Annotated in this window: 27 protein-coding genes; 15 read left to right on the forward strand and 12 right to left on the reverse strand. The window is 54.1% G+C overall.

Features of this window, described 5'->3' with window-relative positions; all coding sequences use genetic code 11:
- The first annotated feature begins 42 nt into the window (after nucleotides 1-42).
- Nucleotides 43-1,932 carry a propionyl-CoA synthetase gene (locus tag B2U47_RS06465; RefSeq protein WP_296674053.1) on the forward strand — a complete coding sequence of 630 codons (1,890 nt, stop codon included), beginning with the start codon at nucleotides 43-45 and terminating at the stop codon, nucleotides 1,930-1,932.
- Between the two features lie 51 nt (nucleotides 1,933-1,983).
- Here B2U47_RS06465 and B2U47_RS06470 read toward each other — a convergent pair whose 3' ends face one another.
- Both B2U47_RS06470 and B2U47_RS06475 read right to left on the reverse strand, forming a co-directional pair.
- Entirely contained in the window at nucleotides 1,984-2,343 is a 360-nt protein-coding gene (locus B2U47_RS06470; protein WP_296674051.1) for a hypothetical protein, read from the reverse strand.
- Nucleotides 2,340-2,627 carry a toxin-antitoxin system TumE family protein gene (locus B2U47_RS06475; RefSeq protein ID WP_296674049.1) on the reverse strand — a complete coding sequence of 96 codons (288 nt, stop codon included), beginning with the start codon at nucleotides 2,625-2,627 and terminating at the stop codon, nucleotides 2,340-2,342. The genes B2U47_RS06470 and B2U47_RS06475 overlap by 4 nt, the downstream gene beginning before the upstream one ends.
- Before the next feature lie 117 nt (nucleotides 2,628-2,744).
- Between B2U47_RS06475 and B2U47_RS06480 the strand changes: the two genes are divergently transcribed.
- From B2U47_RS06480 to B2U47_RS06515, 8 genes are all read left to right on the forward strand, one after another.
- Nucleotides 2,745-3,350: a 3-keto-disaccharide hydrolase gene (locus B2U47_RS06480; RefSeq protein ID WP_296674048.1), complete on the forward strand. Its 606-nt coding sequence runs from the start codon at nucleotides 2,745-2,747 to the stop codon at nucleotides 3,348-3,350.
- Nucleotides 3,351-3,383: 33 nt separating this feature from the next.
- Nucleotides 3,384-4,271: an AEC family transporter gene (locus B2U47_RS06485; RefSeq protein ID WP_296683020.1), complete on the forward strand. Its 888-nt coding sequence runs from the start codon at nucleotides 3,384-3,386 to the stop codon at nucleotides 4,269-4,271.
- Nucleotides 4,272-4,374: 103 nt separating this feature from the next.
- Nucleotides 4,375-5,526: a Fic family protein gene (locus B2U47_RS06490; RefSeq protein WP_296674044.1), complete on the forward strand. Its 1,152-nt coding sequence runs from the start codon at nucleotides 4,375-4,377 to the stop codon at nucleotides 5,524-5,526.
- A gap of 178 nt (nucleotides 5,527-5,704) precedes the next feature.
- Nucleotides 5,705-7,933, forward strand: coding sequence for a cellulase family glycosylhydrolase (locus B2U47_RS06495; RefSeq protein ID WP_296674042.1), 2,229 nt, complete (start codon nucleotides 5,705-5,707; stop codon nucleotides 7,931-7,933).
- Between the two features lie 157 nt (nucleotides 7,934-8,090).
- A complete protein-coding gene (locus tag B2U47_RS06500; RefSeq protein WP_296674040.1) occupies nucleotides 8,091-8,795 on the forward strand; it encodes a thioredoxin family protein in 705 nt (234 codons plus the stop codon).
- Nucleotides 8,779-9,762, forward strand: coding sequence for a hypothetical protein (locus B2U47_RS06505; RefSeq protein WP_296674039.1), 984 nt, complete (start codon nucleotides 8,779-8,781; stop codon nucleotides 9,760-9,762). Before B2U47_RS06500 ends, B2U47_RS06505 begins: the two co-directional genes overlap by 17 nt.
- Complete coding sequence (locus tag B2U47_RS06510) at nucleotides 9,759-10,529, forward strand: efflux RND transporter periplasmic adaptor subunit (protein WP_296674037.1); 771 nt, start codon at nucleotides 9,759-9,761, stop codon at nucleotides 10,527-10,529. Before B2U47_RS06505 ends, B2U47_RS06510 begins: the two co-directional genes overlap by 4 nt.
- Nucleotides 10,530-10,635: 106 nt before the next feature.
- The gene (locus B2U47_RS06515) at nucleotides 10,636-11,010 is read left to right on the forward strand and encodes a hypothetical protein (RefSeq protein WP_296674035.1); all 375 of its coding nucleotides are present in this window, start codon (nucleotides 10,636-10,638) and stop codon (nucleotides 11,008-11,010) included.
- Nucleotides 11,011-11,054: 44 nt separating this feature from the next.
- On the opposite strand, the gene B2U47_RS06520 is transcribed toward B2U47_RS06515, so the two are convergent.
- The gene (locus B2U47_RS06520) at nucleotides 11,055-11,381 is read right to left on the reverse strand and encodes a heavy metal-binding domain-containing protein (RefSeq protein WP_296674033.1); all 327 of its coding nucleotides are present in this window, start codon (nucleotides 11,379-11,381) and stop codon (nucleotides 11,055-11,057) included.
- Nucleotides 11,382-11,468: 87 nt separating this feature from the next.
- Complete coding sequence (locus B2U47_RS06525) at nucleotides 11,469-11,639, reverse strand: oxidoreductase-like domain-containing protein (protein ID WP_296674032.1); 171 nt, start codon at nucleotides 11,637-11,639, stop codon at nucleotides 11,469-11,471.
- A gap of 47 nt (nucleotides 11,640-11,686) precedes the next feature.
- On the opposite strand from B2U47_RS06525, the gene B2U47_RS06530 reads away from it, so the two are divergent.
- A complete protein-coding gene (locus tag B2U47_RS06530; RefSeq protein WP_296674030.1) occupies nucleotides 11,687-11,833 on the forward strand; it encodes a hypothetical protein in 147 nt (48 codons plus the stop codon).
- Between the two features lie 27 nt (nucleotides 11,834-11,860).
- Here B2U47_RS06530 and B2U47_RS06535 read toward each other — a convergent pair whose 3' ends face one another.
- On the reverse strand, nucleotides 11,861-13,051 hold the full coding sequence (locus tag B2U47_RS06535) for a peptidoglycan-binding domain-containing protein (protein ID WP_296674029.1): 1,191 nt from the start codon (nucleotides 13,049-13,051) through the stop codon (nucleotides 11,861-11,863).
- Nucleotides 13,052-13,213: 162 nt separating this feature from the next.
- Here B2U47_RS06535 and B2U47_RS06540 point away from each other — a divergent pair, with 162 nt between their 5' ends.
- Nucleotides 13,214-14,530, forward strand: a complete 1,317-nt coding sequence (locus B2U47_RS06540; protein ID WP_296674027.1) for a hypothetical protein — start codon at nucleotides 13,214-13,216, stop codon at nucleotides 14,528-14,530.
- A 163-nt stretch (nucleotides 14,531-14,693) separates the two neighbouring features.
- Here the strand turns inward: B2U47_RS06540 and glgC are convergent, their stop codons facing one another.
- Nucleotides 14,694-15,941: a glucose-1-phosphate adenylyltransferase gene (glgC, locus tag B2U47_RS06545; RefSeq protein ID WP_296674026.1), complete on the reverse strand. Its 1,248-nt coding sequence runs from the start codon at nucleotides 15,939-15,941 to the stop codon at nucleotides 14,694-14,696.
- Nucleotides 15,942-16,241: 300 nt separating this feature from the next.
- Between glgC and B2U47_RS06550 the strand changes: the two genes are divergently transcribed.
- Nucleotides 16,242-16,712 (forward strand): hypothetical protein, encoded by a 471-nt coding sequence (locus B2U47_RS06550; RefSeq protein ID WP_296674024.1) that lies wholly within the window; start codon nucleotides 16,242-16,244, stop codon nucleotides 16,710-16,712.
- A 183-nt stretch (nucleotides 16,713-16,895) separates the two neighbouring features.
- On the opposite strand, the gene B2U47_RS06555 is transcribed toward B2U47_RS06550, so the two are convergent.
- Entirely contained in the window at nucleotides 16,896-17,111 is a 216-nt protein-coding gene (locus B2U47_RS06555; protein ID WP_296674022.1) for a putative toxin-antitoxin system toxin component, PIN family, read from the reverse strand.
- Nucleotides 17,112-17,159: 48 nt separating this feature from the next.
- On the reverse strand, nucleotides 17,160-17,297 hold the full coding sequence (locus B2U47_RS06560) for a hypothetical protein (protein WP_296674020.1): 138 nt from the start codon (nucleotides 17,295-17,297) through the stop codon (nucleotides 17,160-17,162).
- A gap of 192 nt (nucleotides 17,298-17,489) precedes the next feature.
- On the opposite strand from B2U47_RS06560, the gene elbB reads away from it, so the two are divergent.
- The 3 genes from elbB (at nucleotide 17,490) to B2U47_RS06575 (ending at nucleotide 22,234) form a co-directional block, all read left to right on the forward strand.
- Entirely contained in the window at nucleotides 17,490-18,143 is a 654-nt protein-coding gene (gene elbB / locus B2U47_RS06565) for an isoprenoid biosynthesis glyoxalase ElbB (RefSeq protein ID WP_296674123.1), read from the forward strand.
- A gap of 6 nt (nucleotides 18,144-18,149) precedes the next feature.
- On the forward strand, nucleotides 18,150-19,217 hold the full coding sequence (corA, locus tag B2U47_RS06570; protein WP_296674018.1) for a magnesium/cobalt transporter CorA: 1,068 nt from the start codon (nucleotides 18,150-18,152) through the stop codon (nucleotides 19,215-19,217).
- A gap of 122 nt (nucleotides 19,218-19,339) precedes the next feature.
- The gene (locus B2U47_RS06575) at nucleotides 19,340-22,234 is read left to right on the forward strand and encodes an AMP-binding protein (RefSeq protein ID WP_296674016.1); all 2,895 of its coding nucleotides are present in this window, start codon (nucleotides 19,340-19,342) and stop codon (nucleotides 22,232-22,234) included.
- 34 nt (nucleotides 22,235-22,268) lie between these two features.
- Here the strand turns inward: B2U47_RS06575 and B2U47_RS06580 are convergent, their stop codons facing one another.
- The 4 genes from B2U47_RS06580 to dnaJ all read right to left on the reverse strand — a co-directional run bounded on the left by B2U47_RS06580 (nucleotide 22,269) and on the right by dnaJ (nucleotide 26,184).
- Complete coding sequence (locus tag B2U47_RS06580; RefSeq protein ID WP_296674014.1) at nucleotides 22,269-23,396, reverse strand: YeeE/YedE family protein; 1,128 nt, start codon at nucleotides 23,394-23,396, stop codon at nucleotides 22,269-22,271.
- Nucleotides 23,397-23,537: 141 nt separating this feature from the next.
- Nucleotides 23,538-24,218 (reverse strand): cytochrome b/b6 domain-containing protein, encoded by a 681-nt coding sequence (locus B2U47_RS06585; RefSeq protein ID WP_296674012.1) that lies wholly within the window; start codon nucleotides 24,216-24,218, stop codon nucleotides 23,538-23,540.
- Nucleotides 24,218-25,021: a 4-hydroxy-tetrahydrodipicolinate reductase gene (dapB, locus tag B2U47_RS06590; RefSeq protein WP_296674011.1), complete on the reverse strand. Its 804-nt coding sequence runs from the start codon at nucleotides 25,019-25,021 to the stop codon at nucleotides 24,218-24,220. The genes B2U47_RS06585 and dapB overlap by 1 nt, the downstream gene beginning before the upstream one ends.
- The gene (gene dnaJ, locus B2U47_RS06595; protein ID WP_296683023.1) at nucleotides 25,021-26,184 is read right to left on the reverse strand and encodes a molecular chaperone DnaJ; all 1,164 of its coding nucleotides are present in this window, start codon (nucleotides 26,182-26,184) and stop codon (nucleotides 25,021-25,023) included. The genes dapB and dnaJ overlap by 1 nt, the downstream gene beginning before the upstream one ends.
- Between the last annotated feature and the right edge of the window lie 48 nt (nucleotides 26,185-26,232).

The following is a 26,232-nucleotide window of genomic DNA, read 5'->3' on the forward strand; positions in this document are numbered from 1 at the left end:
GGGGGCTAGGGGGTGAGGGGTACAAAAGGAGGAGTCAAACATATGAGTTACAAAGCTGAATACGACCGTTCGATGAACGATCCCGAAGGTTTCTGGAAAGAGAAAGCCGCCGCGCTGAAGTGGTTCAAAGACCCTGAAAATATCCTGTCGCAGGATGAGCATGGTATTTACCACTGGTTCGCCGATGGTGAAATGAACACTGCGTACATGGCGCTGGATTACCACGTCGAGCAAGGGCGCGGCGACCAACTGGCGATCATTTACGACTCGCCTGTCACCGACACCAAGACCACTTTCACTTACAGCGAGTTGCGCGATGCCGTGGCAAAAGCCGCCGGGATGCTGAAAGGGCTGGGCGTGGAAAAAGGCGATCGCGTGATTATCTACATGCCGATGATCCCCGAAGCAGTCATTTCCATGCTGGCAACCGCACGCTTGGGTGCTATCCATTCCGTGGTATTTGGTGGTTTCGCTGCACCGGAATTGGCACAACGCATCGAAGACGCACAGCCGAAAGTGATGATTTCTGCCTCTTGCGGGATCGAAATCAAGCGTGTGATTGAATACAAACCGCTGCTGGACAAAGCGATTGAATTATCGGCACACAAGCCGCAAAGCTGCATCATTTTCCAGCGTCCGCAAGCCACTTCCCCGCTGATCGAAGGGCGTGATTACGACTGGAACGACCTCTACCCGCAAGCTGAACCTGCCGATTGCGTCCCCGTCAAAGGCACTGACCCGCTGTACATCCTGTATACCTCCGGCACGACTGGCAAACCCAAGGGCGTAGTGCGTGAAAACGGCGGTCATGCGGTGGCGATGAACTATTCCATGCAAGCCATCTACAACGTCGACAAAGGCGATGTATTCTGGGCTGCGTCGGATGTGGGCTGGGTGGTAGGGCATTCCTACATTGTGTACGCACCGCTGCTGCGTGGTTGCACCACCATCGTGTACGAAGGCAAACCGATTATGACGCCGGATGCTGGCGCATTCTGGCGCATCTGCGAAGAATACGGGGTAAAAACCCTGTTCACCGCCCCGACTGCGTTCCGTGCGATCAAAAAGGAAGATGCTGAAGGCGCGTTCATCAAACAATACGACCTGAGCAAGCTGGTGGCGATTTTCTCCGCTGGCGAACGCCTCGACCCACCGACGCAGGAATGGCTGATGGAAAAATCCGGCAAGCCAGTGATTGACCACTGGTGGCAGACCGAAACCGGTTGGGGCATTACCGCCAACCTGCAAGGGGTGGAGCCGATGCCGGTCAAACTGGGGTCTTCCACCGTACCTAGCCCCGGTTTCAACGTGCAGATTCTGGACGAAAACGGTGTGCAACTGGCGCGTGGCGAACAGGGTTACATCGCCCTCAAACTGCCTTTGCCACCAAGCTGTCTGGCGACGGTGTGGGGTGATGTCGAAAAGTTCAAGTCTGGCTACCTGCAAACCTTTGATGGCTATTACGCCAGCGGTGACGGCGGCTATATCGACCAGGACGGCTATGTATTCGTTATGGGGCGCGTCGATGACGTGATGAACGTGGCAGGTCATCGCCTGTCTACCGGCGAGATGGAAGAAGTCGTCGGCGGGCATCCGGCAGTTGCCGAGTGTGCCGTTATCGCACGCGACGATGACCTCAAAGGGCAAATCCCGATGGGGCTGGTGGTGCTGAAAACCGGTGTGGAAATCGACGAGGCAACACTGGCGAAGGAACTGACGCAGATGATCCGCAACAGCATCGGCGCGATTGCCTGCTACAAGGATACCTACGTGGTCAAACGCTTGCCGAAAACCCGTTCGGGCAAAATCCTGCGCAAGAGTATGCGTCAGATGGTGAATGGTGAAGCGTATGCTGTGCCGTCTACCATTGATGACGTTAGCATCATGCCGGAGATTGAGGCATTGCTGCGTGAGAAGGGTGTGATTGGGTAGGAAAACCCTCACCCCCAGCCCCCCTCTCCCGCGAAGCGGTAGAGGGGGAGCTTAGGCGGCCTGTTTCAGGTTCAGCTTGATGTCCAGATCGTCCCAAGGCACATACACCAGTTCGTTTTCATCCTTTTCGATCAGGCCGATTTCCTGCATGGCTTTCACGTCAGTATGTGTGTTTTTGTAATCACGTTTGAGAATTTCAGACAGCTTTTTGATGCTCACATGCCCATGCTTGCGCAACATTGCCACCAACTCCCAACGTTTGGGCGTGATGTATGACAAAAATCCACTCATGGATTCAAATGTTAACCGATTCAAGGGTGTCGCTGCCTTGCCGCTTTCCCAGACATCAATCACGTCAGCGAAATCCTCGTTCATGTCACCGATACTGATGATAAGTGTATTATCGTTCATGCCACACGTACCTGTTGAATATCATCGTAAAAATCACTGACCAACTGCCTGATACCGACGAACGTATAGGGAAACTCATGACCGTTGATATGCTTGTGGTCGCCCTTCCCACGTTCATTGTCATAACCGACAATACGCTCGCCATCTTTACCGTAGAAAAATCTATATTTATAGGGATGCAGACTACCCACCACGGGTTTGGAGAGTTCCCAAATAACCATTTCACGAATGGCTCCATCATCGTAACGGGCTTTGCGGCGCAAAATCAGTGTTGCTTTGTCCATAATATGGTAATCTAGGCCATACCATGATTTTTTGCAAGCCTTGCCATGTCGCGTCCCATATGATCATGACTCCCCCCAAACACATGCCCAAAATCCATCGCCACACAGGAGCACCACATGACATGCTGCCACACCCGACACCTCCTTACCCTGAGCCTGCTCACCCTCAGTCTGGGCGGATGCGCCACCCACAGCACCGGCAGCAGCGCATGGACACACCTGATTGACGGCAACCAAGGGCTGGAAAACTTCAACCAGGTGGGCGAAGCCAACTGGAGCAGCAGCGATGGTGCTATCCAGGCACAACTAACCGGCAAGAAACCAGCCTATCTGGTATCGAAAACCAGCTATCAGGATGTGCAGGTACGGGTCGAATTCTGGGCAAGCCATGACGCCAACAGCGGCGTGTTCCTGCGCTGTCAGGAACCCAACAAGATCACCGACGAAAACTGCTACGAAGCCAATATCTTTGACCAGCGCCCCGACCCAACTTACGGCACGGGCGCGATTGTCAAGGTAGCCAAAGCCCCCGACCCGCTGCCCAAAGCCGGGGGCAAATGGAATACCTACGACATCACCGCCAAAGGTTCCCACCTGACATTGGTGTTGAACGGCGTGAAAACGGCGGAGGTGGATGACGCCCGCCTCCGCAGCGGCCCGATTGCCCTCCAGTGGGCGAGTGGCGTCATCAAGTTCAGGAAAATCACCATCCGCCCCCTGTAAACATAAAGTTTTTGACAACCCCGTAAAACCGCCATGCTCGACACCATCTTTCGCGTCCTTAGCATCATTTTTCCTGTGTTTGCCTGTTCTGCGCTGGGCGCTGCCTATGGCTATTTCCGCCGACCGGACATGGCAGTGGTCAATCGCCTGAACATGGAATTTTTTGCCCCGTTTCTGGTGTTCTGGGCGCTGATGGACAAACCCTTCGACTTTATGGCTTTGCGCGATCTGGCCATTGGCGGGGTAGCTGTCATCCTTGGTTCCGGCTTATTGCTATTGCCACTGGCATGGCTGCTGCGCATCAACCTGAAAACTTTCCTGCCACCGATGATGTTCAACAATTCGGGCAATATGGGTATTCCGCTGGTACTGTTTGCCTTTGGGGAACAGGCATTGCAAGCCGCCGTGGTGCTATTCATCATCGAAATGGTGCTGCATTTCACGGTGGGTTTTTACATCCTTGACCATCGCACTAACCCACTGCGTTTACTGAAAATGCCAATGATCCAAGCGACTATCCTTGGCTTGTGGTGCAGCAGTCTGCAAATCACTCTGCCAGAACCACTGGCGAATACCGTCAAGTTGCTAGGGCAGGTATCAATTCCGCTGCTGCTGTTTTCACTGGGTGTGCGCCTGCTGGAGGTGAATTTTCGTGACTGGAAATTGGGCGTGTTCGGTGCGATTGCCGGGCCAGCCGCCGGAATTGCCTGCGTGCTGCTGGTCAAACCTCTGTTAACGCTGGATAGCCTGCAATACGCCCAACTACTGATTTTTGCCGCCCTGCCACCAGCGGTGATGAATGTACTGGTAGCAGAACAGTACCAGCAGGAACCACAGCGGGTAGCTTCCATCGTGCTGCTAGGCAACCTTGCCAGCCTGCTTGTTATCCCGGTCGTGTTATGGGCGGTACTGCCACATTAGTTTGTCAAAAAATCAGATCAAAAGTCATTCACTCTCCCAAAGCCAATCTATACTCTCCATTCATGACCGTTTAATGAAACCGTAACATAGCGAGGGAGCGTCTATGATTAATACCGGGGACAAGAAAGTCCGGCAGCAATTGATTGGCTTTTGGCAAACATTCTTCGCAGAACCCGCGCCATTTGCGGGGCATTTGGTATCAGCCTCATGCTTTTTCGGCAAGCTGCTGGCAGGTGAAGATTCCAGCCGCTTGCTGACCGAATGTGATGTACGCCACTTGTATCCTTTTCACAGTAACTTCCCGTACCAGTCGACCTCTGGCTTAAAGCAGGCAAACTGTTATTCCCCGCACGAAGCCAGACAACGTGACTATTTCCTCTCCGCCCGGTTTCATGGATTGCGGCAACAGATCACGCTTGATTATCGCGGATCATTCATTGACCAGTTGCGTTGCATCCATTTCCTTGGCATGGCAGGCAACGAATCTGCCCTGCTATACCCGTCCCAACACCGGCGTTTACAGGACGAAGGCGTTGAGTGCATTGCCGGGGAGCTCCGCCAGATACAAACAGGTTTTGGCGATTACCGCTTCAATGCACCGACACCTGCCAACCTGCGTCCACTCATGATGGTGTATGCACGCAAAGTGGAAGCACTGCTGGAACAGGTGGATAATGATTCAGTCCACTATCTGGTCAGTTTTGCGCAGTACTATTTTGCGTTGCTGCACCCATTCTACGAGCGTTGCGGGCGTACCAGCGAAGAGCTGATGTATCTCCTGTTCGAGCAACTCGGATTCGGCTGGCGCTACATCTCGGCAACCGGTGACAGGTCTTCTCCGTTGGCACGTGAACGCATGGAGATGATCAACCACTGTGTAGAAGCCTTCAACCGCACAATTACCGCCCATTTTGCCCTGTCGACAAGCGATATACACAAGACACCTGATATTTACCGGGCATTGGTGGCTGCCTATTTTTCCCATCAGTATGCCCGTATTTACCGCACAGAAGGAAAACGCCCCTTCTATTACACCCACCCCATCCCTGAAGTGATTACAGCCTACCATTTTCTGATGGAAGCCTTGTTGCTGGACGAAATTGCCGGTTTCGACCTTGCCAACCCACCCCCACCTATCAAGCAGTTGGGGCTGCATTTACGGGAGTCGTGTGAAACCTGCTATCAAGGAGACATTCTCCCTCCCAACCAGTTGGGCAACTTGCAGATGGTTCTTGCCAATATGACCAGCAGGTAGAGTCAGCCCCACCAGCACTGTAAACAGCCAGAGACAGTAACACTGATAATGGCAAAGCCATGATAAAACTCAAGGAGTTCATATAAATAAAACTGATTGAAAAGTGATTTACCCCCGTAGAAATGTTACCTTCTTGATACCTTAACAAGACAATATGCATACTGAGGGAGACACAAGAATGAACAAGGTGGTTTTTTGCGCTTTGCCGTTGGTGTTGTGCATACAAACAGCAACAGCAGGCAATCTGGTAACAGACGGTGGTTTTGAAAGTGGCGTATTGCCATGGACAAGCACCAAATCCATCCTCACCCTTGACCCGGTAGCAGCCTATGCGGGTCAGGCCGGGATGAAGGTCAACTCTGCTTATGACTGGTGTCCCTACGGTGCACTGTATAGCCTGAATACCAGCCAGTTGCAGAACGGTACAATGTACGAATTCGGCGCACGCATCCGCCTTGCCAACAGCGCCGACATATCCGCCAATCACAAGCTGGGTCTGATCAAAAACGGGGCTAGCCCCATTTGGCTGGATGGCGACCAATCCAGTTACGACGGGGGAGCATACCCTGACAAATGGACACGCTTATACGGAGTATGGAAAGCCAGCGTTGCCCCGACTGACAGCCTGAAGCTTTGCATCAGTGGTGCAATCAACAAGCCGTTCCATGTGGATGAAGCCTTTGCCAGCCCATTTACCACCACGGAAGTGGGCTACCAGCCACCCGCCACCCTCGACAGTTCCACCCTGGTTTATGCCGATGGCAATCGTCTGGTGATCGGGCCACAGAAAACACCGTTCATCATGAAGGGCATCAATGTCTACCAGTATGACATGGCGGATAACCCACCCGCGATTGACGCTTTCCGCTACAAGAATGCTGACGCAGCATCTTATAAAGAAATCCGTGACCTTGGCTTCAACTCGGTACGCCTGAACCTGGCTTACAGCCTGTTTGAGGACAACACTGCACCCGGCGTATACAAGAATGAAGGCTGGGCAGTGGTAGACCGGCATGTCCTGTGGGCGAAACAGAACGGTTTGCGCCTGATCCTCGACATGCACGTCCCACCCGGTGGCTACCAAAGCACCAATGAAACCGGGTTTGGCAGCAGTGCCAGCCTGAAAAAACGCTTGGAAGATTTATGGGTTGCCATTGCCCAGCGTTACCGCAATGAAACCACCATTGCTGCTTATGACCTGATCAATGAGCCGCACGTCAACAACTGGTTTGCCTACGCACAGACACTGATCAGCAAAATCCGTGCCGTAGACCCCAACCACCTGATTGACGTGGAAGTGTCTTTCCACTCCAGCGACATCGGCATGTACAAACTGGCGGACAACAATATCCTCTACGATGTCCACTGGTATGAGCCGTGGAGCTGGGCAGGCTCACACACCAACAACACCCCCTACACCGGCACGCTGGAACAATTCAAACAACAACTGCGTACCGGGGAAGGCTTGAGCGAGTTTTATAATGCTGCCACCGACAGCTTCACTGTACCGTTCAACATTGGCGAATACGGCATCACCTTCGAGAAATACGAACTGGCAGGAGTCAATGGGGTGACATGGCTGCAACACGCCAATGCTGCATTTGATTACTTTGGCATCAGCCGTCAGTTGTTCCACTACAATGAAAGTAATTTCGGTGTCTACCGTAGCTGGAACAGCTACCCCAACGAACATACCAAAACCACCGAACCGCTCAAGGCTGCATTGCCTGCGATTAACGGGGCTGAACCACCACCGCCGCCGCCACCACCAGCACTGGACATTACCACCACCAGTCTGACCGCCGGTACAGCAGGCACAGCCTATTCCGCTCAGGCCAGTGCTAGTGGCGGGACATCACCTTACACTTGGTCACTGGCAGCAGGCAGTTTGCCAACGGGTCTGAGCCTAAGTACGGCTGGCATCATCAGTGGCACACCCACCACAGCGGGCACAGCCAGTTTCAGCGTCAAGGTGACAGACAGCAAGGGCTTGTCCGATACCCAAACCCTGAGCCTGACCATCAATGCTGTACCCCCTGTCAGTGGCAACGCAGACATGGCACTGACGTTATTCAAGGCAACCAAAACCAGTGTTACCAAGGGAACCGCCGCCGAATTCAGTTTCACCGTGAAAAACAACGGTACTGATACGGCCACCAATGCCCGATTTGTACTGCCGTTGCCTGCCAACATGACCTGGGTCAGTGGAGCCAGTGAATGCAAAACCACCACGGCACAAGTCACGTGCAGCTTTGGCAGTTTGGCGAAAGGCGTATCCCGTACCCGTTACATCTACCTGCGCCCGGCAGTAGCAGGCAGCCATACCCTGATGGGCACTGCCACCTCAGACAAGGGTGACAGTAACCTGACCAACAACAGCAAGACGGTAACACTGACAGCCCAATAGCCCATCCGACTGATTCACGAGAAGTTGGGGGGGAAACCATTTCCTCCCCTTTTTTTGTCTGCCCGCAGATTCCCCACTTCCCCGGCTTGAATACACTCTGATTTCCCAATAGCATAGGTGCGTAAATCGCACATAAACAAGAGAGGAGGAACCAAGGGTGTTACGCACGCTACTGTTGACTACGCTCATGTCATTGAGTATTTCTGTTCCGGCTGTTTTCGCTGAAACCAAACCGGCTGACACTGCCAAAGCACCTGAAAATGCCTCCAGCGCAGACAAACCGACGGAAGACAAATCCACTGCCGTCAGCACACCTGACAAACCGGCGGATGCAGCCTCCAGCGCCAAGGTTGAAACCCGTGACGTTGCCAAGTTCTTCGATGAAAGTTTCAATGACATGAAAGAAGAGCTGGAAACAGCCAAAACTGACGGCAAGAAAGGCTTGCTGATCATGTTCGAGATGGATGAATGCCCATTCTGCCACCGCATGAAAACCACCGTTCTCAACCGCAGTGACATTCAGGACTACTACAAGGAAAACTTCCGCATTGTCACCGTCGACATTGAAGGCGATGTAGAGCTGACCAACTTCAAAGGCGAAGCCACTACCCAGAAAGATTTTGCCCTGAAAGAATTCCGGGTACGCGCCACGCCAGTATTCCAGTTCATCGGGCTGGATGGTGAACCCATCAAGAATGCCCGCCTGACTGGTGCGACCAAGGATGCTGACGAATTCATGCTGTTTGGCAAATACGTTGCCGACAAAAAGAACGAGGATACACCGTTCTCCAAATTCAAGCGTGAGCAAGGCGGTGACGCAGCCAGTGGCGATGCGGCGAAAGCTGATGATGCCAAGAGTTAAACCCTGGCTGGCACTCCTGCTGCTGACAGGCATTACCCACGCAGCGGAAGTGCCCGACCCCATCAGTCTGGAACAGGCGCTCAACTTTGCCGAAGGCCATCCCCGTACCCAGCTTGCGCCGGAGCTTGCTTTACGCCATCCGCTGCCTGAACCTTTGTATCTGGATTGCCATATGCTGGCCTACAACAACAATGCCAGCCCCGACAACCAGCGTGACCGTCTGTTACCCACTCTGCTGGCTCCACTCGAATTGCAACGGCTGGACATCATGCAGCGTTTCTTTGACGTGGTCCTGGCAGATTCCAGTTCAGTACGCGACAACGAAAACATGGCGGTCTACTACATCCCGCTTGACCGTACCCGTATCCGCAAGGAGCTGAAAGAGTTTTCCGAGCTGGATGTCGCCGAGCTGGATGCCGAATATCAGGTAGTACGCCAGCAAGGTACGGCCAGTGCTGCCTCACAACGCCTGACCCGTTCCCTGCTGGCGCAAGCCATCAATAACCCGCAAAAATTGCCCAACGAAGTCAACCCGATCGACATTGGCGAACTGCCCACCGACCTGCCACCGCTGGATGAACTGGTGGAAACCAGCCTGAAAAACAATGCCTGGCTGGCTGAGCGGCGTGACGATGCCAGTGCTGCCGAACGCGCTGTGATCGACATGGAACTGCGCCAGCAAATCCTTGAGTTGCTGCTGCGGCTGGACATTTTCAAGGTAGCTGCCGAACGCAACAAGGCCGAAACCCTGTGGCGTGACTACTACCTGGAACGCAGCCGCACCCTGTACGAACAGGAAGTCAAATCTGACATCGGTGATGCCATGACCCAGCAAAGCAAGGTACGTTTGCAGAAACAGCAAATCCAGTACTGTCAGGCACTGACGCTGGCACAACTCAATGCTTTGCAAGGCAAACCGGTATGGCCGTTACCCAAGCCTGCTCCCAAAGAGGAAAAACCTGAATGAAAGCACCCATGATGATTTTGTTTGCGGGTTGCATGTTAAGCAGCCTGTCTGCCCATGCACTGGAAATGAAAGGGCGGCTGGAATGGGTGCATAAGGTAGACATGCGCGTGGTGGAAAGCGGTGTGGTCGAAGAGGTCAACATCACCACCGGGCAACACGTCAACAAGGGTGATGTACTGCTGCGCATGGATCAGCGTAAGCAAAAAGCCTCCCTGCTGGAAGCCAAGGCACGAGTAGCCCGTGCCAAACTTGGCATAGAAGATGCCGAGCGTGAAAAAGCCCGAACCCAGGAACTGTTCGACCAAGGGCTAATTGCCGAAGAAGAGCTGAAAGACAATGAACTCAAACATGCTGTTGCCCAGACTGAAATGGAATCTGCCAATGCTGCGGAAGAAGCCGCCAAGGTCGCTCTCGAACACACCGAACTGAAAGCCCCGTTTGCCGGGGTAGTCGCATCCAGTGCCGTGTGGCAGGGAGCCGTGATTTTCGCAGGCAAACAGGATCAGCCACTGGTCAGCCTTGCCCCCGATGACCAAATGCTGGCACGGGTACTGGTAACGGCTGATGTATTGCGCAATTACCCGACTGGCGCTTCCGCCCAGGTACTAGTCAATGGCGCAAACCGCAGCGGCAAAGTGTACCGTCAGGGCGTGGAAGCGGTGCGGATCGAACCGGAAGGCGCGATCTACGAACTTGACATCGTATTCAAACGCACTGCCAAGGAACTGCTGCGCCCGTCCGAATCGGTGAAAGTCATCCTGCCATAAGAGACAGGTAAAAGAAGCCCCCAGACTGGTCAGGAGCGGGGCGGTAATGTGATCACTTTACGGATTTCTGCCACCAGTTTTTCCTGTTGGCGCAGGAGAATGCCGAATGCCAGACCCCACAAAACTGTTGCTGAGTATCGTCGAATTGGGTGGCTATCCTGATTTCACTCCACTCTACCAACGGCTGGGCTATCAGGTAGCGCAGGAACGCTCCATGCGCAAGGTTTTGCAATTCCTCAAGAAAAACACCCCGGTGGTGATCGTGGCGGAATTCAATTTCCAGTCGGATTTTCGTGACCGTACCAGCAGCTTGGAATCGCTGATGGCCGTGGTGCAGCGGATGCCGGACACACGGGTGATAGTGTTTTACGATAAGGAACAATCGCACCAACTGGCGCGACTGACGGAACGCTTTCCACTGACAACGCTGGCATTTCCAATTCATGAGACTGTTTTGGAAAATGCACTCACAACCGTTTAGCGGCTTTAGAGGCTGAGCCAGGCATGATGTAGTCCGTTGGTATTTTATTGGACGTTGACTGCTGTGCCACTGACAGAAACCATCAACATAGCGCCACTGTTACCCATTGTGATGTTTTCGTAGTCAATGTCGATGCCAACGATGGCATTTGCGCCTAGGCTTTGCGCTTGTGCTTCCATTTCCGCAAAAGCGATTTCACGGGCTTTGCGCAATTCTTTCTCATAAGCAGCGGAACGTCCGCCGATAATGTCGCGGATTCCAGCAAAAAAATCCTTGAAGATGTTTGCCCCCAGAATGGCTTCGCCCGTGACCACACCGTGGTAGTGAGTGATGCGTTTGCCTTCAATCGTGGGGGTAGTGGACTGGATCATGGGGCGCTCCTATTTTGCCGTGATTTGCTTGTGCCGATCATATAACAAGAACTGGAAATGGCGGGTTCAGCCCTATCTGGATAGGGTTTATGGCTGCACCGGCTTGGCGGCATCGGTGTTGTTTACGCCTTGCTGCGCTTGTTCCCATTTCTGTAATTCTGTACGGTAAATGTCCCACACGCAGGGGTCACAGCCGCTTTCACAGCATTCGTTGGGGGCGGGTGGTTGGGGTTTTTCGGTGATGGGGAATTGTTGCATGGTGGTTGCTCCTGATTTTATGGGCGCAACATAGCAAGTTGGGATTGGTGAGGCTAGTATTTTGCACTGATGATCGTGTCGTGTTGCAGGTGCAGGTATGCGGGCATGAGCCAAAATTCCACCTCAGTCAGGTACAGTTTGCGGGTGGGGTGATGCAGGTGTTTGCGCAGATCAAGGCAACGGCAATTTTGTAAACGATTGCCAAACCAGCACATCTGTTGTTACGCCCAGCGCCCGATAAACAGCTTGCCTCCGCCTTTCTGCTCCATCAGGGTGGTGCGGGCGCTGTAGCGGGTTTTGACGAGGTAATCCGGCTCGGATGACCAGCTTACCGTCGAATTAATGACGCGCCCATTGGCATCCAGTTCCACCGTGACTTCTTCGGAGTAGGTATTGATCTGCGACAGGCTATTGGGTTCAGTGTCAGAGGAATTGTCACGCACATCATCGAACGAACCAACCGCCATCACCAGCTTGCGGGTACGATTGGCACTATCACGTTCCACCCGGATGACATTGACGGTATGGTCAAAGCTGCCGTTGCCCGTGTGGTCTATAAAAATCAAATGACCGGGTTGCAAGGTGTTGACCGGTACTTCCGGCTTGCGAGTATCGCCGCCGTTGTGAAAAGCCGGGTTCCAATCCCACACCCGCGCACAGGAACGTGCCACTTGATGGGCACTGATTTCCGGGTAATGCACTGCCACACCTATCAGCATGGATTGCTGCGGGTCGAGTTTTTCCACATTCAGCACCGCTTCGTAACCAGTACGGTTGATGCGGGCGCTATTATCCGAACGGCTGAAAAAACCGCGTGTCTTGTCACGGGTCGCCACAATCCAACTTCTTTCCCGCGCACCACGCAGCACCGGATGCGGCAAGTTGATGAAACGGTCTTGCCTGATCTGCTGGCGGAACTGCTCCATCAGAAATAACGCCATACCTTTGCAGTCGGCTTCGACTCGGTTTTGCTTGATCACTTCCCAGTAGGAGCCAAGCCAGTTGCCATAAGCGAGCTGGATTTCCGGGCTTGCCCAGTTGTAGATTTCACGTGTGCCAACAATACGGATTTCCGGCATCGCCAGACTGCGGAAATCCGACAAATACGCCAGCGGATCAAGTGCCTTCATTGCTGGGGTGCGCCACTCCACACGGGCAACGGCAATATCCAGCAAGGTCAGCAGAATACCGGTCACTTTGCCGGTTGCAGGGATACTGACCGCTGCTTGAAACGCCTTGACCGCATTTTCGGTATTCGGGCCAAACCTGCCATCACACAAATCGTGCAGATGACCCAACCGCCCCAAGCCGTATTGCACCGCCACCACGCCCGTACCATTGGCTCCAAGGGCAAGCTCGCCCTGCAAACCGTTGGGAAATGCCTTGCGCAATGCCATATCCTGAAACGCCATACCCTGACTCCTGTTTATACCCACATGCTGTAAGCGTAGGTTGTTTCAACACAATTTGCGCAGGTATGCCTTACCTTAATAGCGTGATCGCCGGATGGCTGGCACAAATGTTGCTGTACAATACCCGTCAAACCAAACAATCCCGGCAGGCAGAAAACAACCATGAGCGTGGTAGATAACAAATCCATTTTCATTGCCATGAAGCAGGACGGCCCGTTTAGTGTCCGTGACCAGATTGCATTCGAGCACTCGTTTTGCCGCCATAACCGGCTATGGGCAAAAGCATTCCAGCAAGACCGGCAACTGGCAAGCAAATACCGGGCAGTGCGTGACCAGATGTTCGACCTGTTGCAGATTGAACGTTTCGACGAAATTCCAGCCCTGATCCAGAACCCGACCTTGCGCGAACAACGCAGTCAGCGGGCTTACCAGTTGTTGGGCAACCTGTTTGGCGTCAGCGGTGGCTTGCCGGAAATTCAGGCTCGCATCCATGAATACATGAATACCGCCGATGCCGCCATCGCCCACCTCAAGGGCAAGGTGCTAGCCAATTACAGTTCGCATATCGAAATCAGCAACGAAATTGAAACTTCCAAAAACCCGGTCGATTTGCTGCTGATCATTTTCGATGACCGCTATCACAAGAAAATTCGCTTCGAGGCCAAACGCAAGCTGGTACTGATGGGGTTGGCTGGCTCAATTGATCAGCGCGAACGTGAAACCGACATCGAGAACAAGTTTTCATCTTTCCTCAATTTCCTCAACCAGTATATGTGGAGCCCGCAACTCAAAATCGGCGAACTGGATATTGCCTATCTGCACAGCCACCACGATGCGCTGGATTTCAGTTGCACCTTGGTGGATGTGCTGGATGCTGACACAACCCGCCAACTGCCAAAGCTGGGCGACCATGAAAAACTGACTCTGGTTAAACGCCGCCTGTTCCATGACCACGGGCAGGAAATCCCGGTTTATGTCACCGTGCGCAAAAAGGATTCTGCCGCCAAAGTGCTGAAGCTGTTGCGCAAAAACGAGAAAAATCCGGCAGTTGCGGTTGATGATGAACTGGGTCTGATGGCTGTGCTGGACAATATCAGTCACGTCAAACGCTTTGTGCGCCACCTCACCCGCGCTGCGGTCAGGGCGGGGTCAATCATGCTGCTGGAAGACATTTCCGACACACTCGCAGGCAACAAGTACAGTACGACCTCGGTGGGTAGCAGCAGCAACACGCAAATGCTGAAATTCTTTGCCCGCATGGGCGGAATGCGGGTGGAATTCATCATTCACACCAACCAGAGCTACCTCAACTACCGTTACCAGCGTGGCACTTCCCACGACGAGTATGAGGTCAGGCGGCTGTTTGACTCGGGGGTCATGGACTTTCTGTTCCCCGATGACATCTACCATCTGGACATGACACAAGTGCGCGAAAAACAGATCCAGCGTTTCAGGAAGGTTATTGAGCAACAGGGCTAACTGATTATTTTTTATTCAAACTGATAAACTACCTTGTGCAGCAGCCACTTAAACGACCTGTCCTCACTTTATCCACAGGCTTGTACACGGATAGTGGGGATAAAACCTGTTTTGTCCCCAGTGATAACACCGACGTTGTGCCGCATCTCCAACCCAGCAACACTCACTGCCCCAGCATCTCCTGCGTAACCAGCACTACACCTTTTTTCGTCACCCGGAAACGCTCGGCATCCGCCTGCGGGTCTTCGCCGATGACTGTGCCTTCCGGCAAGCGGCAACCCCGGTCGATGATGGCGCGGTTGATGCGGCAATGTCGCCCGATGTCAACTTCCGGCAGTAATACTGAATCACGCACCGTGCTCCATGAATGCGCCTTGACGTTGGAAAACAACAGTGAGTTGACCACAGATGCCCCGGAAATGACACAGCCTGCCGACACCACCGAACCCAGTGCCTTGCCTTCGCGCCCCGGTTCCTGATGTACGAATTTGGCAGACGGCAACTGCCGGTGATACGTCAGGATAGGCCAGCTTTCGTCATACAAATCCAGTTCCGGGTTAACTGCCACCAGTTCCATATTTGCTTCCCAGAACGCATCCAGCGTACCTACATCACGCCAGTAAGGCTGGTTGCCTGTCACCGGGTCACGGAACGGGTAAGCGAAAACCTTGTGCCCGGCAATAATGTCAGGGATGATGTCCTTGCCGAAATCATGGCTGGATGCGGAGTTGGCGGCATCCTTGCGCAGTTGCTCAAACAGGAAGTCAGTATTGAAAATGTAGTTGCCCATTGACGCCAGCGCGGTGTCATCCGACCCTGGCATCGCTTGCGGGTTGGCGGGTTTCTCGTCGAAAGCCCGCACACGGTGGTTATCATCCACGGTCATCACCCCGAAGCCTTTGGCCTCTTCCAGCGATACCCCTACACAGGAAACCGTCATGTCAGCACCCTTTTCGACGTGGTAAGCCAGCATTTCACCGTAATCCATCTTGTAAACATGGTCGCCGGACAGTACCAACACATACTTGGGGTGTAGTGCTTCCACGATGTCGAGGTTCTGATAAATGGCGTCGGCAGTCCCTTCATACCAGTTGGCGGCGATGCGCTGCGAAGCGGGCAACACTTCCATGAACTCTCCCAGGTCGGTACGGAAATGCGACCAGCCTTGCACCAGATGACGGATCAGGGAATGCGCCTTGTACTGGGTGATCACACCAATCTTGCGGATACCCGAGTTAACACAGTTGGACAGCGGGAAATCAATAATACGGAACTTTCCGCCAAAAAATACCGCCGGTTTGGCTCGCCGGTCAGTCAGTTCGTAAAGGCGCGAGCCGCGTCCGCCTGCCAGTACCAGAGCCAGCGTATCGCGGGTCAATAGGCTGACAAAACGTGGGTGATAGGTAGACATGTTATTTTCCTTTATCATTATCGCATTACAGGTATTCTAACCTGAATCGGGGTATTACTTGAATTCACGTTCTAGGCGATTTGAGTGAATCGCATTGGTTAAATATTAATCAATCTGATAAACATGCCCCAGCAAGAAGGACTTATCTGCCCTATCCTCACTTTATCCACAGGGTTGTACACGGATAGTGGGGATAAAACCCACTACCATCCCAAAACACCTGTCCCACCGAGGCTTGCCAGTGCCTCTGCATTCCTGCAAGCTGCTACCAGCCTTCTGCAAACAGACGAGGAATAACTCATGTTTCAACGCTTTATGTTCATTCTGACATTACTGCTCAGCTTGCCAGTGAGTGCTGCCGATTATGACACTTACTGCAATGAGCGCTTCGGCTTTTGTGTGGATTATCCCACCAGCTTTGGTATGAAACCGCCACCGGAAAATGGCGACGGGCGCGAGTTCTACGACCATAGCGGTTTCCAGATGACTGCCAGCGGCATCAACAATGTGCTGGATGCTACCGTGGCGAGTGAAATGAAAAGTCGGGCGCAGGATTTCGACCGTGTGACCTATCGCAAACAGGCGAAGGGCTGGTATGCACTGTCTGGCTACAAGGGTGAGGACATCCTGTATGTGAAAAGCTTTGTCGGGCAATATTCAATCAGTACGCTGTACCTGCAATACCCGACCGCACTGAAAAGTGACTATGACGCGACCGTCAACCACATGGTGAAGTCATTCATTCCGGGCGATTTGAGTGAAGCACACTGATTAAATATTAACCTATCTGATAAACATGCCCCGGCAAGAAGGACTTATCTCCCCTATCCTCACTTTATCCACAGGGTTGTACACGGATTATGGGGATAACACATGAGGAGTTTTGCCATGTCCGCTAAGTTCGTGACTGGAAGGGATTACATTCTGGCACAGACAGGCTGGAAATTCAGCGAATTACTTTTCGCAAAACTCGGCAGGTTTCATCACTTGCACGCCCTGAAACGGATTCAAATCCAGCAAGTCACTGTCGCTAGAAACCAGAATATCTGCACCAACTGCAACGGCAAGTGTCAGAAACTTGATGTCTTTGGGATCGCGGCAACCCGTTTCGATGAAAGGCACATCGGCACACAAATGGGTTTTCGTCAGAAAATCTGTTACCCGCTCCATGCGTATTGCCAAGGGCACATACTGGTGTCGATGACCAGATGTTTCCTCTCAACCATTCAGGATGTCATTCAGTATTTCTGGAGTCAGATCGTTGCGTTGCGCTTCTTCGCCCATTTCATTCACCAGCATGAACAGCAGCATGTAAGGCACAATCTTGCCCACCGTCACTTCCAACGGTTTTGCCAAGGTCGCCAGCAGGTTCTCGAACGTGCCATGTTCGCGCTAGCGGGTGTCGGTGTTTTCCCCACAAGCGGACAGACGAACAGCATAACAGGCAAGATTTTCATGACAAGTTCACTTGACTATGGCATGGTTGCCATTCCTGCTAAACTTGCCCCCATCCACAACACCAGCACAACCACCAAGAGGACATACAACATGACCAAAGTAGCAGTCATTTTATCGGGATGCGGGGTTTACGACGGCGCGGAAATCTTTGAAAGCGTGCTAACCCTGCTGGCACTGGAACAGGCAGGCTGCGAATACCAGGCATTCGCCCCCGACATCCCGCAAGCCCATGTCATCAACCACCTGACTGGTGAAGTGATGGACGAAAGCCGTCAGGTGCTGGTTGAAGCCGCCCGTATCGTGCGTGGCAATATCCGCGATTTGGCAACCGCCAACCCGGATGATTTCGACGCACTGATCCTGCCCGGTGGTTATGGTGCAGCCAAAAACCTCAGCGATTTCGCTTTCAAGGGAACTGATTGCACCATCCAGCCTGACGTGCTGAACTTTTGCAAGGCAATGGCGGCGCAAGGCAAACCACTGGGTTTCATCTGCATCGCCCCTGCCATGATCCCGCAAATCTTCGGCGAAGGCACCAAAGCCACCATCGGTACGGATGCTGCTACTGCCGCCGCCCTCAAACAGATGGGTGCAGTCCACGTCAATTGCCCGGTGGATGAATTCGTGGTCGACGAACAGCGCAAGGTGGTCAGCACCCCGGCCTACATGCTGGCAGGCAAGATCAGCGAAGCCGCCGCCGGTATCAACAAGCTGGTGAAGGAAGTCGTGCGACTGAGCAGGTAAACCCTCATGGAAACCTTCGGCAAACGCTACCACCCTCCCGGTACTCCACCCGGCACACTGGCTCGTCATGGCACAGGCGGTGCTACGCAAATACGCCTGTTTGAATACAACGCTACCCAGTTCAGCGAAACCCTGTCCCCCAGCGTGGCACAGTATCAGGCTGCCACTGGCAACCAGCTTGCCGACTGGCTGGACGTGACCGGCGTACATGACCCGGCAGTCATCAACCAGTTGGGTGAAACCTTTGGCCTGCACCCGCTGGCGCTGGAAGACATCCTCAACCGGGGGCAGCGCCCCAAGATTGACTTCCACGAACAATATGCCTTCCTGATCCTCAACCTGCCACATCTGCTGGATGACGAAATCATGCTGGAACAGGTCAGCCTGTTTGTCGGCAACGGGCATTTGCTCAGCTTTTGCAGCGGTACTGGCGAGGCTTTCGAGCCAGTGCGTGAACGCCTGCGGCAGGGGTTTGGGCGCATCCGCACCCGCGATGTCAACTACCTGCTTTACACACTGGTGGATGTGGTGATCGACTCGGCATTCCCGCTGCTGGAAGACATCGGCGAACGCATCGAGCAACTGGAAGATGAAGTCCTCGCAAACCCCGACAAGGCTATCCTTACCACCCTGCATCAACTGAAGCGTGACCTGTTGCTGCTGCGCCGTGCCTTGTGGCCACAACGTGAAGTGATCAGCCGCATGATCCAGCATGATGCCGAACTGGTCGACAGCACCATGCGCCCCTATTTCAGCGACTGTTACGACCATAGCGTACAGGTTATCGACCTGATCGAAACCTACCGTGAAATGCTCAGCGGAATGCTCGACATTTACCTTTCCAGCCTCAGCAACCGCATGAATGACATCATGCGTGTGCTGACCGTGATTGCGACCATTTTCATCCCGCTGACCTTCATCGTGGGTGTGTACGGGATGAATTTTGAAAACCCTGCCAGCCCGTGGGCGATGCCGGAACTGCACTGGTATTACGGCTATCCGCTGGTGTGGGGCATCATGATCGTGCTGGCTGTCGGCATGTTGCTTGCCTTCAAATGGCGCAAATGGCTGTAATGACAACTCCGCTTATACCTCGGGTCACACCAGACGCGACTTTGCGCCTTTAGCCTTGCGTAACAATTCCTTAACCCTGTATCGTGCGTTCCATAGATAACAAGATTGATGGAGGAGGAACCATGTCGCAGCTTATGCGCATTTACGGGTTTATGGTGTTGTTAGCCGCCCTGTTCATTAGCCCTGCCCTGCAAACCTGGCTAACCAAGCCGCTGGCTGTGTTGCTGGCTATCTTGCCGTTCGCCGCCCTGAGCCTCTGGCAAATGCAGAAAACCGCCTGTACCCAGCAGGACTGGCAGGAAATACGCCAGCACCACGATCTGTGGCTAACCATCATGGGCAAGGCTGTGTTCTGGGGCATCATGCTGGTGTTGCTGGCAATATACCCAGTTCATAGCGTCTTGCTGGGACTGGTAGCCGTCGGGTTGCTGATTGGCGGACTGATTGCGCAACACCTTTCCCGCACCCATATTGAAACCGGCCTGATCCCGGTCGGTGCACTCGGCATCATGGGCAGCATCATCGTGCTGGGCTGGCAACCGGCGCAACCCTTGCCTGCGGCACTGCTGGTGTTACTGGGCATCATGGGTGGGCTGTTTGTTGCCCCATTGCAAGCCTTGCTGGGCTACCACATCCCGGCAGAACGCCAGCCACAAGCCAGTGCGCTTGATCATGTCGTCCAGACAGTGGTCATGCTGCTGTTTGTCGGCATAACCGCCTTGCTGGCATGGGCGGGAACTGGTAATGGCCTGCTGCTGAGTGCCCTGACTGCCGTCACGGTTGCCGGGGCACTGTATACCATTTACCAGATGCCGCAATCGCTGCTGCGTTTCGTGGTCAGCCGTTTGTTCCATGCCCGTTACCGCCTGAAGGTGATCGGCTTTGAACACCTGCCTGCCCGTGGCGGGGTATTGCTGCTGGGCAACCACATCAGTTTCATTGACTGGGCGCTGGTACAGATGGCTTCCCCGCGCCAGTTGCATTTCGTGATCGAAAAAGGCTATTACGAACGCTGGTATCTGAACGGCATCCTCAAATGGTTCGGGGTCGTACCAATCAGCGGGACTGCCAGTGCCGATTCGCTGGAAAAAGTCACCGAACTGCTTAAAGCCGGGGAAGTGGTTTGCCTGTTCCCGGAAGGCGCAATCAGCCGCACCGGACAACTGGGTGAATTCAAGCGTGGCTATGAAAAAGCGGTGAAAGATACCGGCGCGGTGATTGTGCCATTCTACCTGCACGGCTTGTGGGGCAGCCGTTTCTCACGCTCCAGCGGCTTTTTGCGTCAGAACCGCCAGTCCGGTTTCAAGCGCGACATCGTGGTGGCTTTTGGTCAAGCCTTGCCCGCCACCATCCAGGCGTATGAGCTAAAACAGAAAGTGTTCGACCTGTCGTTCACCTCATGGGATGCCTACGCGCACATGCTCGACCCTATTCCGCTCAACTGGTTGCGTTCCGCCAAGCGCATGAGCTTCCGCATAGCGGCATCGGATGTGATTGGTGAACCCATCAGCCACCACCGTTTCATCACTGCCGTGTTCCGTTTTGCCGCCGAGATCAAAAAACTCAGCCCGGAACAGAATATCGGGATGCTGCTACCCACCAGTGCAGGCGGAGCCATTGCCAACATGGCGGTGCTTTCCCTCGGCAAAACCGTGGTCAACCTCAATTTCACGGCAGGCACGGAAGCCCTGCAAAGTGCCGCACAACAGGCTGACCTGCAACGGATTTACACCTCCCGGCGTTTTCTGGACAAGCTCAAGGAACGTAATATTGATGTGCCCACCATCTTCCCCGACCTACCATTGGTGTTTCTGGAAGATTTGAAGGAAGGCATCCCCAAGGCTAAATTGCTGAGCACCCTGCTGATGGTGATGTTGCTGCCGACCCGCGTGTTGCAATGGCTGTACCTGCCGAAAATCGACATGGATGCCACCGCCGCCATCCTGTTTTCCAGCGGCAGTGAAGGCGCACCCAAGGGCATTGAGCTTTCCCACCGCAATCTGTCCGTGAATGCGCGGCAAGTGGCGGATGCGCTCAACACCCTCGACAACGATGTGATCATGGGCACGCTGCCCACCTTCCACGCCTTCGGTTTGTTGGCAAGCACCCTGATGCCGCTGGCGGAAGGTATCCCCATCATCTGCCACCCCGACCCGACCGATGCGGTCAATATCGGCAGGGGGATTGCCAAATACGAAGCCACCTTGCTATTCGGTACTAGCACCTTCCTGCGCCTGTATGCGAAAAACTCGCGTGTGCATCCGCTGATGTTCCAATCATTGCGCTATGTGGTGGCGGGTGCGGAAAAGCTGTCGCCGGACGTGCGCCGCCTGTTTCTCGACCGTTTCGGCAAAAAGATTCTGGAAGGCTTTGGGGCGACCGAAACCTCACCGGTTGCCAGCGTCAACCTGCCCGACCAGCTCGACACCCGTTACTGGCGGGTACAACCAGCCAACAAGGAAGGCACGGTTGGCCTGCCATTGCCTGGAACCAGCTTCCGCATCGTCGACCCCGACACGCTGGCAACTCTGCCCACTGGCAGCGACGGCCTGATCCTGATCGGCGGCCCACAGGTGATGAAAGGCTATTTGCACAACCCGGAAAAAACCGCGCAAGCCATTGCCGAACTCGACGGGCAACGCTGGTACAAAACCGGCGACAAGGGGCATGTGGATGAAGACGGTTTCCTCACCATCGTCGACCGCTATTCACGCTTTGCCAAACTTGGCGGCGAAATGGTCAGCCTCGGCGCGATCGAGCAGCAGGTGCGCAACATCCTCAACGAACCCGAACTGGAACTGGTTGCCGTCAACCTGCCGGATGAGAAAAAAGGCGAAAAGGTCATCCTGATGATTGCAGGCGAGCGTGACGAAGCGGAAGTACGCCGCAAGCTGGTGGATGGCGGGATGAACGCGCTAATGATCCCGGCAGTAATCCGCTGCGTAACCGAAGTACCCAAGCTAGGCAGCGGCAAGACCGACTTTGCCAACGGACGGAAACTGGCGTTGAGCTTGTAATAAAACCACCGTAAGGGCAGCCCCGTGTCTGCCCCTACGACATTTGTACCGGGTTTGTCGCCTTGGCAAACTGCGGCAAGCCAGCTTCTGCGATGTGTGCCGCCGCCGCAGCTTTCAACGCATCTGCTTTCCGGTCAACCAGCCAGTCCGCAACACCAGCACCGATCCACATGCTGAACAGGGCTACCCACGCGGTAATCAGCAAGACCGCCCCGCCAGTCACACCGGCACCGACCGCACAGCCACCTGCCAGCATACCACCGAAGCCCATTAGTGCCGCACCAATGAAAAAGCGGGTGAAACCACTGTCATTGGTGAATTTCTGCCATTTGAATTCACGGGTCAGCAAAGCCGCCAGCAATGCTCCCAGAAATACCCCCGGGATCAACCCCACATCAAAACTCAGCGGCAGATGGGGCTGGTTGATCAAACCCATCAGGGTATCAGCAGAAGGCCCGGTGAAACTCACGCTTTTAACTGCGACTAGGTCGAAGGAATTGCTGGCTTGCCAACTGGTCAGTGCCCAACCCATCGCCACACTCAAGCCAGTGATAACAGCGGCAAAACTCCACCATTTGCTGACCTCATGACGCTTGGCTAACCACAATGCCACTACCAACAAGCCCACCCCCAGCATTAGCCCACCGTAAGGTGGCAACCATTGGGCAAAACTGCGGGAACTGCCATCAACCAGCCACCAAGAGGAAATTTCTTCACGCACAGGGGACAAACCACCACGCAGGGAGGCCTGAGCCACGATGGTCACTACCAAGCCTGCCACCATCGTGCGCATATTGCCGGTCGCTGATAGCACCAGCAAGCGACTGGCACAGCCCCCCGCCAATACCATGCCTGCCCCAAACATCAGGCCACCAATAATGGCTCCTGACATGGAACCGGCATTGTTCAACTGGCGGATTTGCCCGGTATCAATCGCCCCGGTTCCGATGAAATATTGTGTGCCGATCATGGCTGCGGCAAATGCCAACAACCAGATGGAGAACTTTTTGCCTGTCTGACCACGCCAGAATTCCACGCAGGCCGCCCGCAAGCAAAAACGGCTTTGCTGGGCAAAAATGCCAAAGGTCAAACCGATTGCCAACCCGATCAGGGCCGACATTTCGCCTGTATCGAATTGCTCAAGCAAACTTTCAATATTCATTTAGTGCTCCCACCCCCTGAGCCAATGCAGGGGAAACCAGTATCAATGGAGAGCATTTTATATAAGCATATTAATCAATACTAATGATATGGATCAAGATCAGCACATCTTGTTTGCTGCATTGCGATAAATCAAATGGCATTAGAAAGTTGCCAGCACCTTGATAATGAACCAGACCAGCGCGTATACGCAACCGAATACCACCAGCCCCAGCCAGGCCGGTTTGAACCGCAACCCGGACGGTTGTGCCTGAGAAGCAGGCCAGTCAGCCTTACCCAACACCATTGCCTTGATCAGGTTGGTACGCTTGATGAAACGGTAGAACATGACAGCAGCCACATGCACCGTAGCCAGCAACAACAGCAGATTGAAGGTCAGGTGATGGACAGAGGTTAACAATTCAGCCGTTTTGCCAGAGACCAACCCCGCCAGCGGCCCTTCGGTAGCAATGTCATCGGTGGCGAACAACCCAGTACTGCCCTGAAACAACACCATTGCCAACAAGGCTACCACCATCCATGCTCCCAACGGATTGTGCCCGGCATGAAAAGCCGTACCCTGCCCCCGAATATCCCGCCAATGCTGGACTACGTGAGCCGGAGAAGTCAGGAACTGGCTGAAACGCGCCGTATCACTACCGATAAAGCCCCACACCAGCCGGAACAGCACCAGTGACAGGATGAAAATGCCACTGCGTTCATGCCATACCATCCAGTTGCCGCCAGTTTCTGCACAGAACCAGGAAAAACTGATCCCCACGACCAACGCCCAGTGAAACAGGCGAGTAGGCAAATCCCAGAGGCGGACAGGTGTGGTTTGCATTATTTCAGCCCGAGCACATCCTGCATGTCGAACAAGCCGGACTGTTTATCCTGCAACCAACCCGCAGCCCGTACCGCACCTTTGGCAAAAGTCATGCGGCTGGAAGCCTTGTGGGTAATTTCAACCCGTTCGCCCACATCGGCAAACATCACGGTATGGTCGCCAACCACATCACCGGCACGCACGGTAGCAAACCCGATGGTCTGACGGTCACGTTCACCGGTTACACCTTCACGCCCATACACAGCGCATTCCTTCAGGTCACGCCCCAAGGCATTGGCAACCACTTCCCCCATGCGCAACGCTGTACCGGAAGGTGCATCCACCTTGTGGCGATGGTGGGCTTCAATGATCTCGATGTCGACGCTATCACCGAGCACCCGTGCTGCCATATCCAGCAGTTTCAGACACAGGTTGACGCCAACACTCATATTGGGAGCAAATACTACTGCAATCTGCTCTGCCGCACTGGCAATGGCAGCTTTGCCTGCATCATCAAAGCCGGTCGTGCCAATCACGATTTTTTTGCCATTCGCCACACACCAGGCCAGATGCTCCAGACACGGTTCCGGGCGGGTAAAGTCGATCAGTACGTCGAAATCATTGCTTGCCGCCGCCAGTGACGGAGCAATGCTGATGCCGTTGCTGCCAACGCCTGCGACCGCCCCGGCATCCGCCCCGACCAGCGGGTTGGAAGGGTGTTCCGTTGCTACCGTGAGTTCCAGTCCCTCGGTGTGAGCGCAAGCTTCAATCAGCGCCTTGCCCATGCGTCCACTTGCACCAACGATAGCTATTCTGGTCATTACTTATCCCCTTCAAACAGGTCTTTGACAAAATCCTTGGCCTTGTCCAGCCAGCCATGTTCCTGCGGGCTGTGTTTCTTGCCACCTTCATGCATGGAAGCATCCAACTCTTCCAGCAATTCACGTTGGCGGCGGGTCAGGTTGACTGGCGTTTCCAGCACCACGCGGCAAATCAGGTCGCCGGTCGCAGAACTACGTACCGATTTTACGCCTTTGCCGCGCAAACGGAACTGTTTGCCAGTCTGGGTTTCCGCCGGAATCTTGAGGCTCATCTTGTTGCCATCCAGCGTTGGCACTTCCAGCTCACCCCCCAAGGCAGCGGTAGTAAAGCGGATCGGCACTTCGCAATACAGGTTGTCGCCATCGCGCTGGAACAAAGCGTGCGGCTTGACGAATACCTGCACATACAAATCACCCGCTGGGCCACCATTCATGCCGCCTTCGCCTTCACCCGCCAGACGCACCCGATCACCATTGTCCACACCCGCTGGAATGCGTACTGCCAGAGTTTTCTGCTTCTCCTTGCGTCCCTGACCATGACAATCCGTACATGGGTCAGCAATGATCTTGCCCTTGCCATGACAATGCGGGCAGGTTTGCTGGATGGCGAAGAAACCTTGCTGGATACGTACCTGACCACTGCCATGACAGGTTGGGCAGGTTTGCGGATGTGTGCCGGGTTTCGCACCACTGCCATGACAGGTTTCACAGGTTTGCAGGGAAGGAACGCGGATGTCGGTCGTCGTACCGAAGACAGCTTCTTCCAGACTCAGCTCAAGGTTGTATTGCAGGTCGCTGCCACGGTAGGCACGGTTTGCCCCGCCGCCGCCGTTGCGCCCGCCACGACCACCACCGAAAATGTCGCCAAAAATGTCTTCGAAAATGTCACCGAAGCCACCTTGTGCACCACCACGCCCACCGAAACCACCGGCTGACGGATCTACCCCGGCATGACCAAACTGGTCATAAGCAGCACGTTTTTGCTGGTCACTGAGAATTTCGTAAGCCTCTTTGGCCTCCTTGAAACTGGCCTCAGCTTCGGCGTTGTCAGGGTTGCGGTCAGGATGGTATTTCATTGCCAGACGCCGGAATGCCTTTTTCAGGTCATCCTCGCTGACGTTTTTCTGCACACCAAGGACTTCGTAATAATCCCGTTTGGACATGGTTCGGTTCCTGCTTAATTGGAAAAACCCCTCACCCCCTAGCCCCCT

Origin of the sequence: Thiothrix sp. UBA5583, assembly GCA_002425225.1 — a bacterium.
In the GTDB taxonomy this organism is placed as follows: domain Bacteria; phylum Pseudomonadota; class Gammaproteobacteria; order Thiotrichales; family Thiotrichaceae; genus Thiothrix; species Thiothrix moscowensis.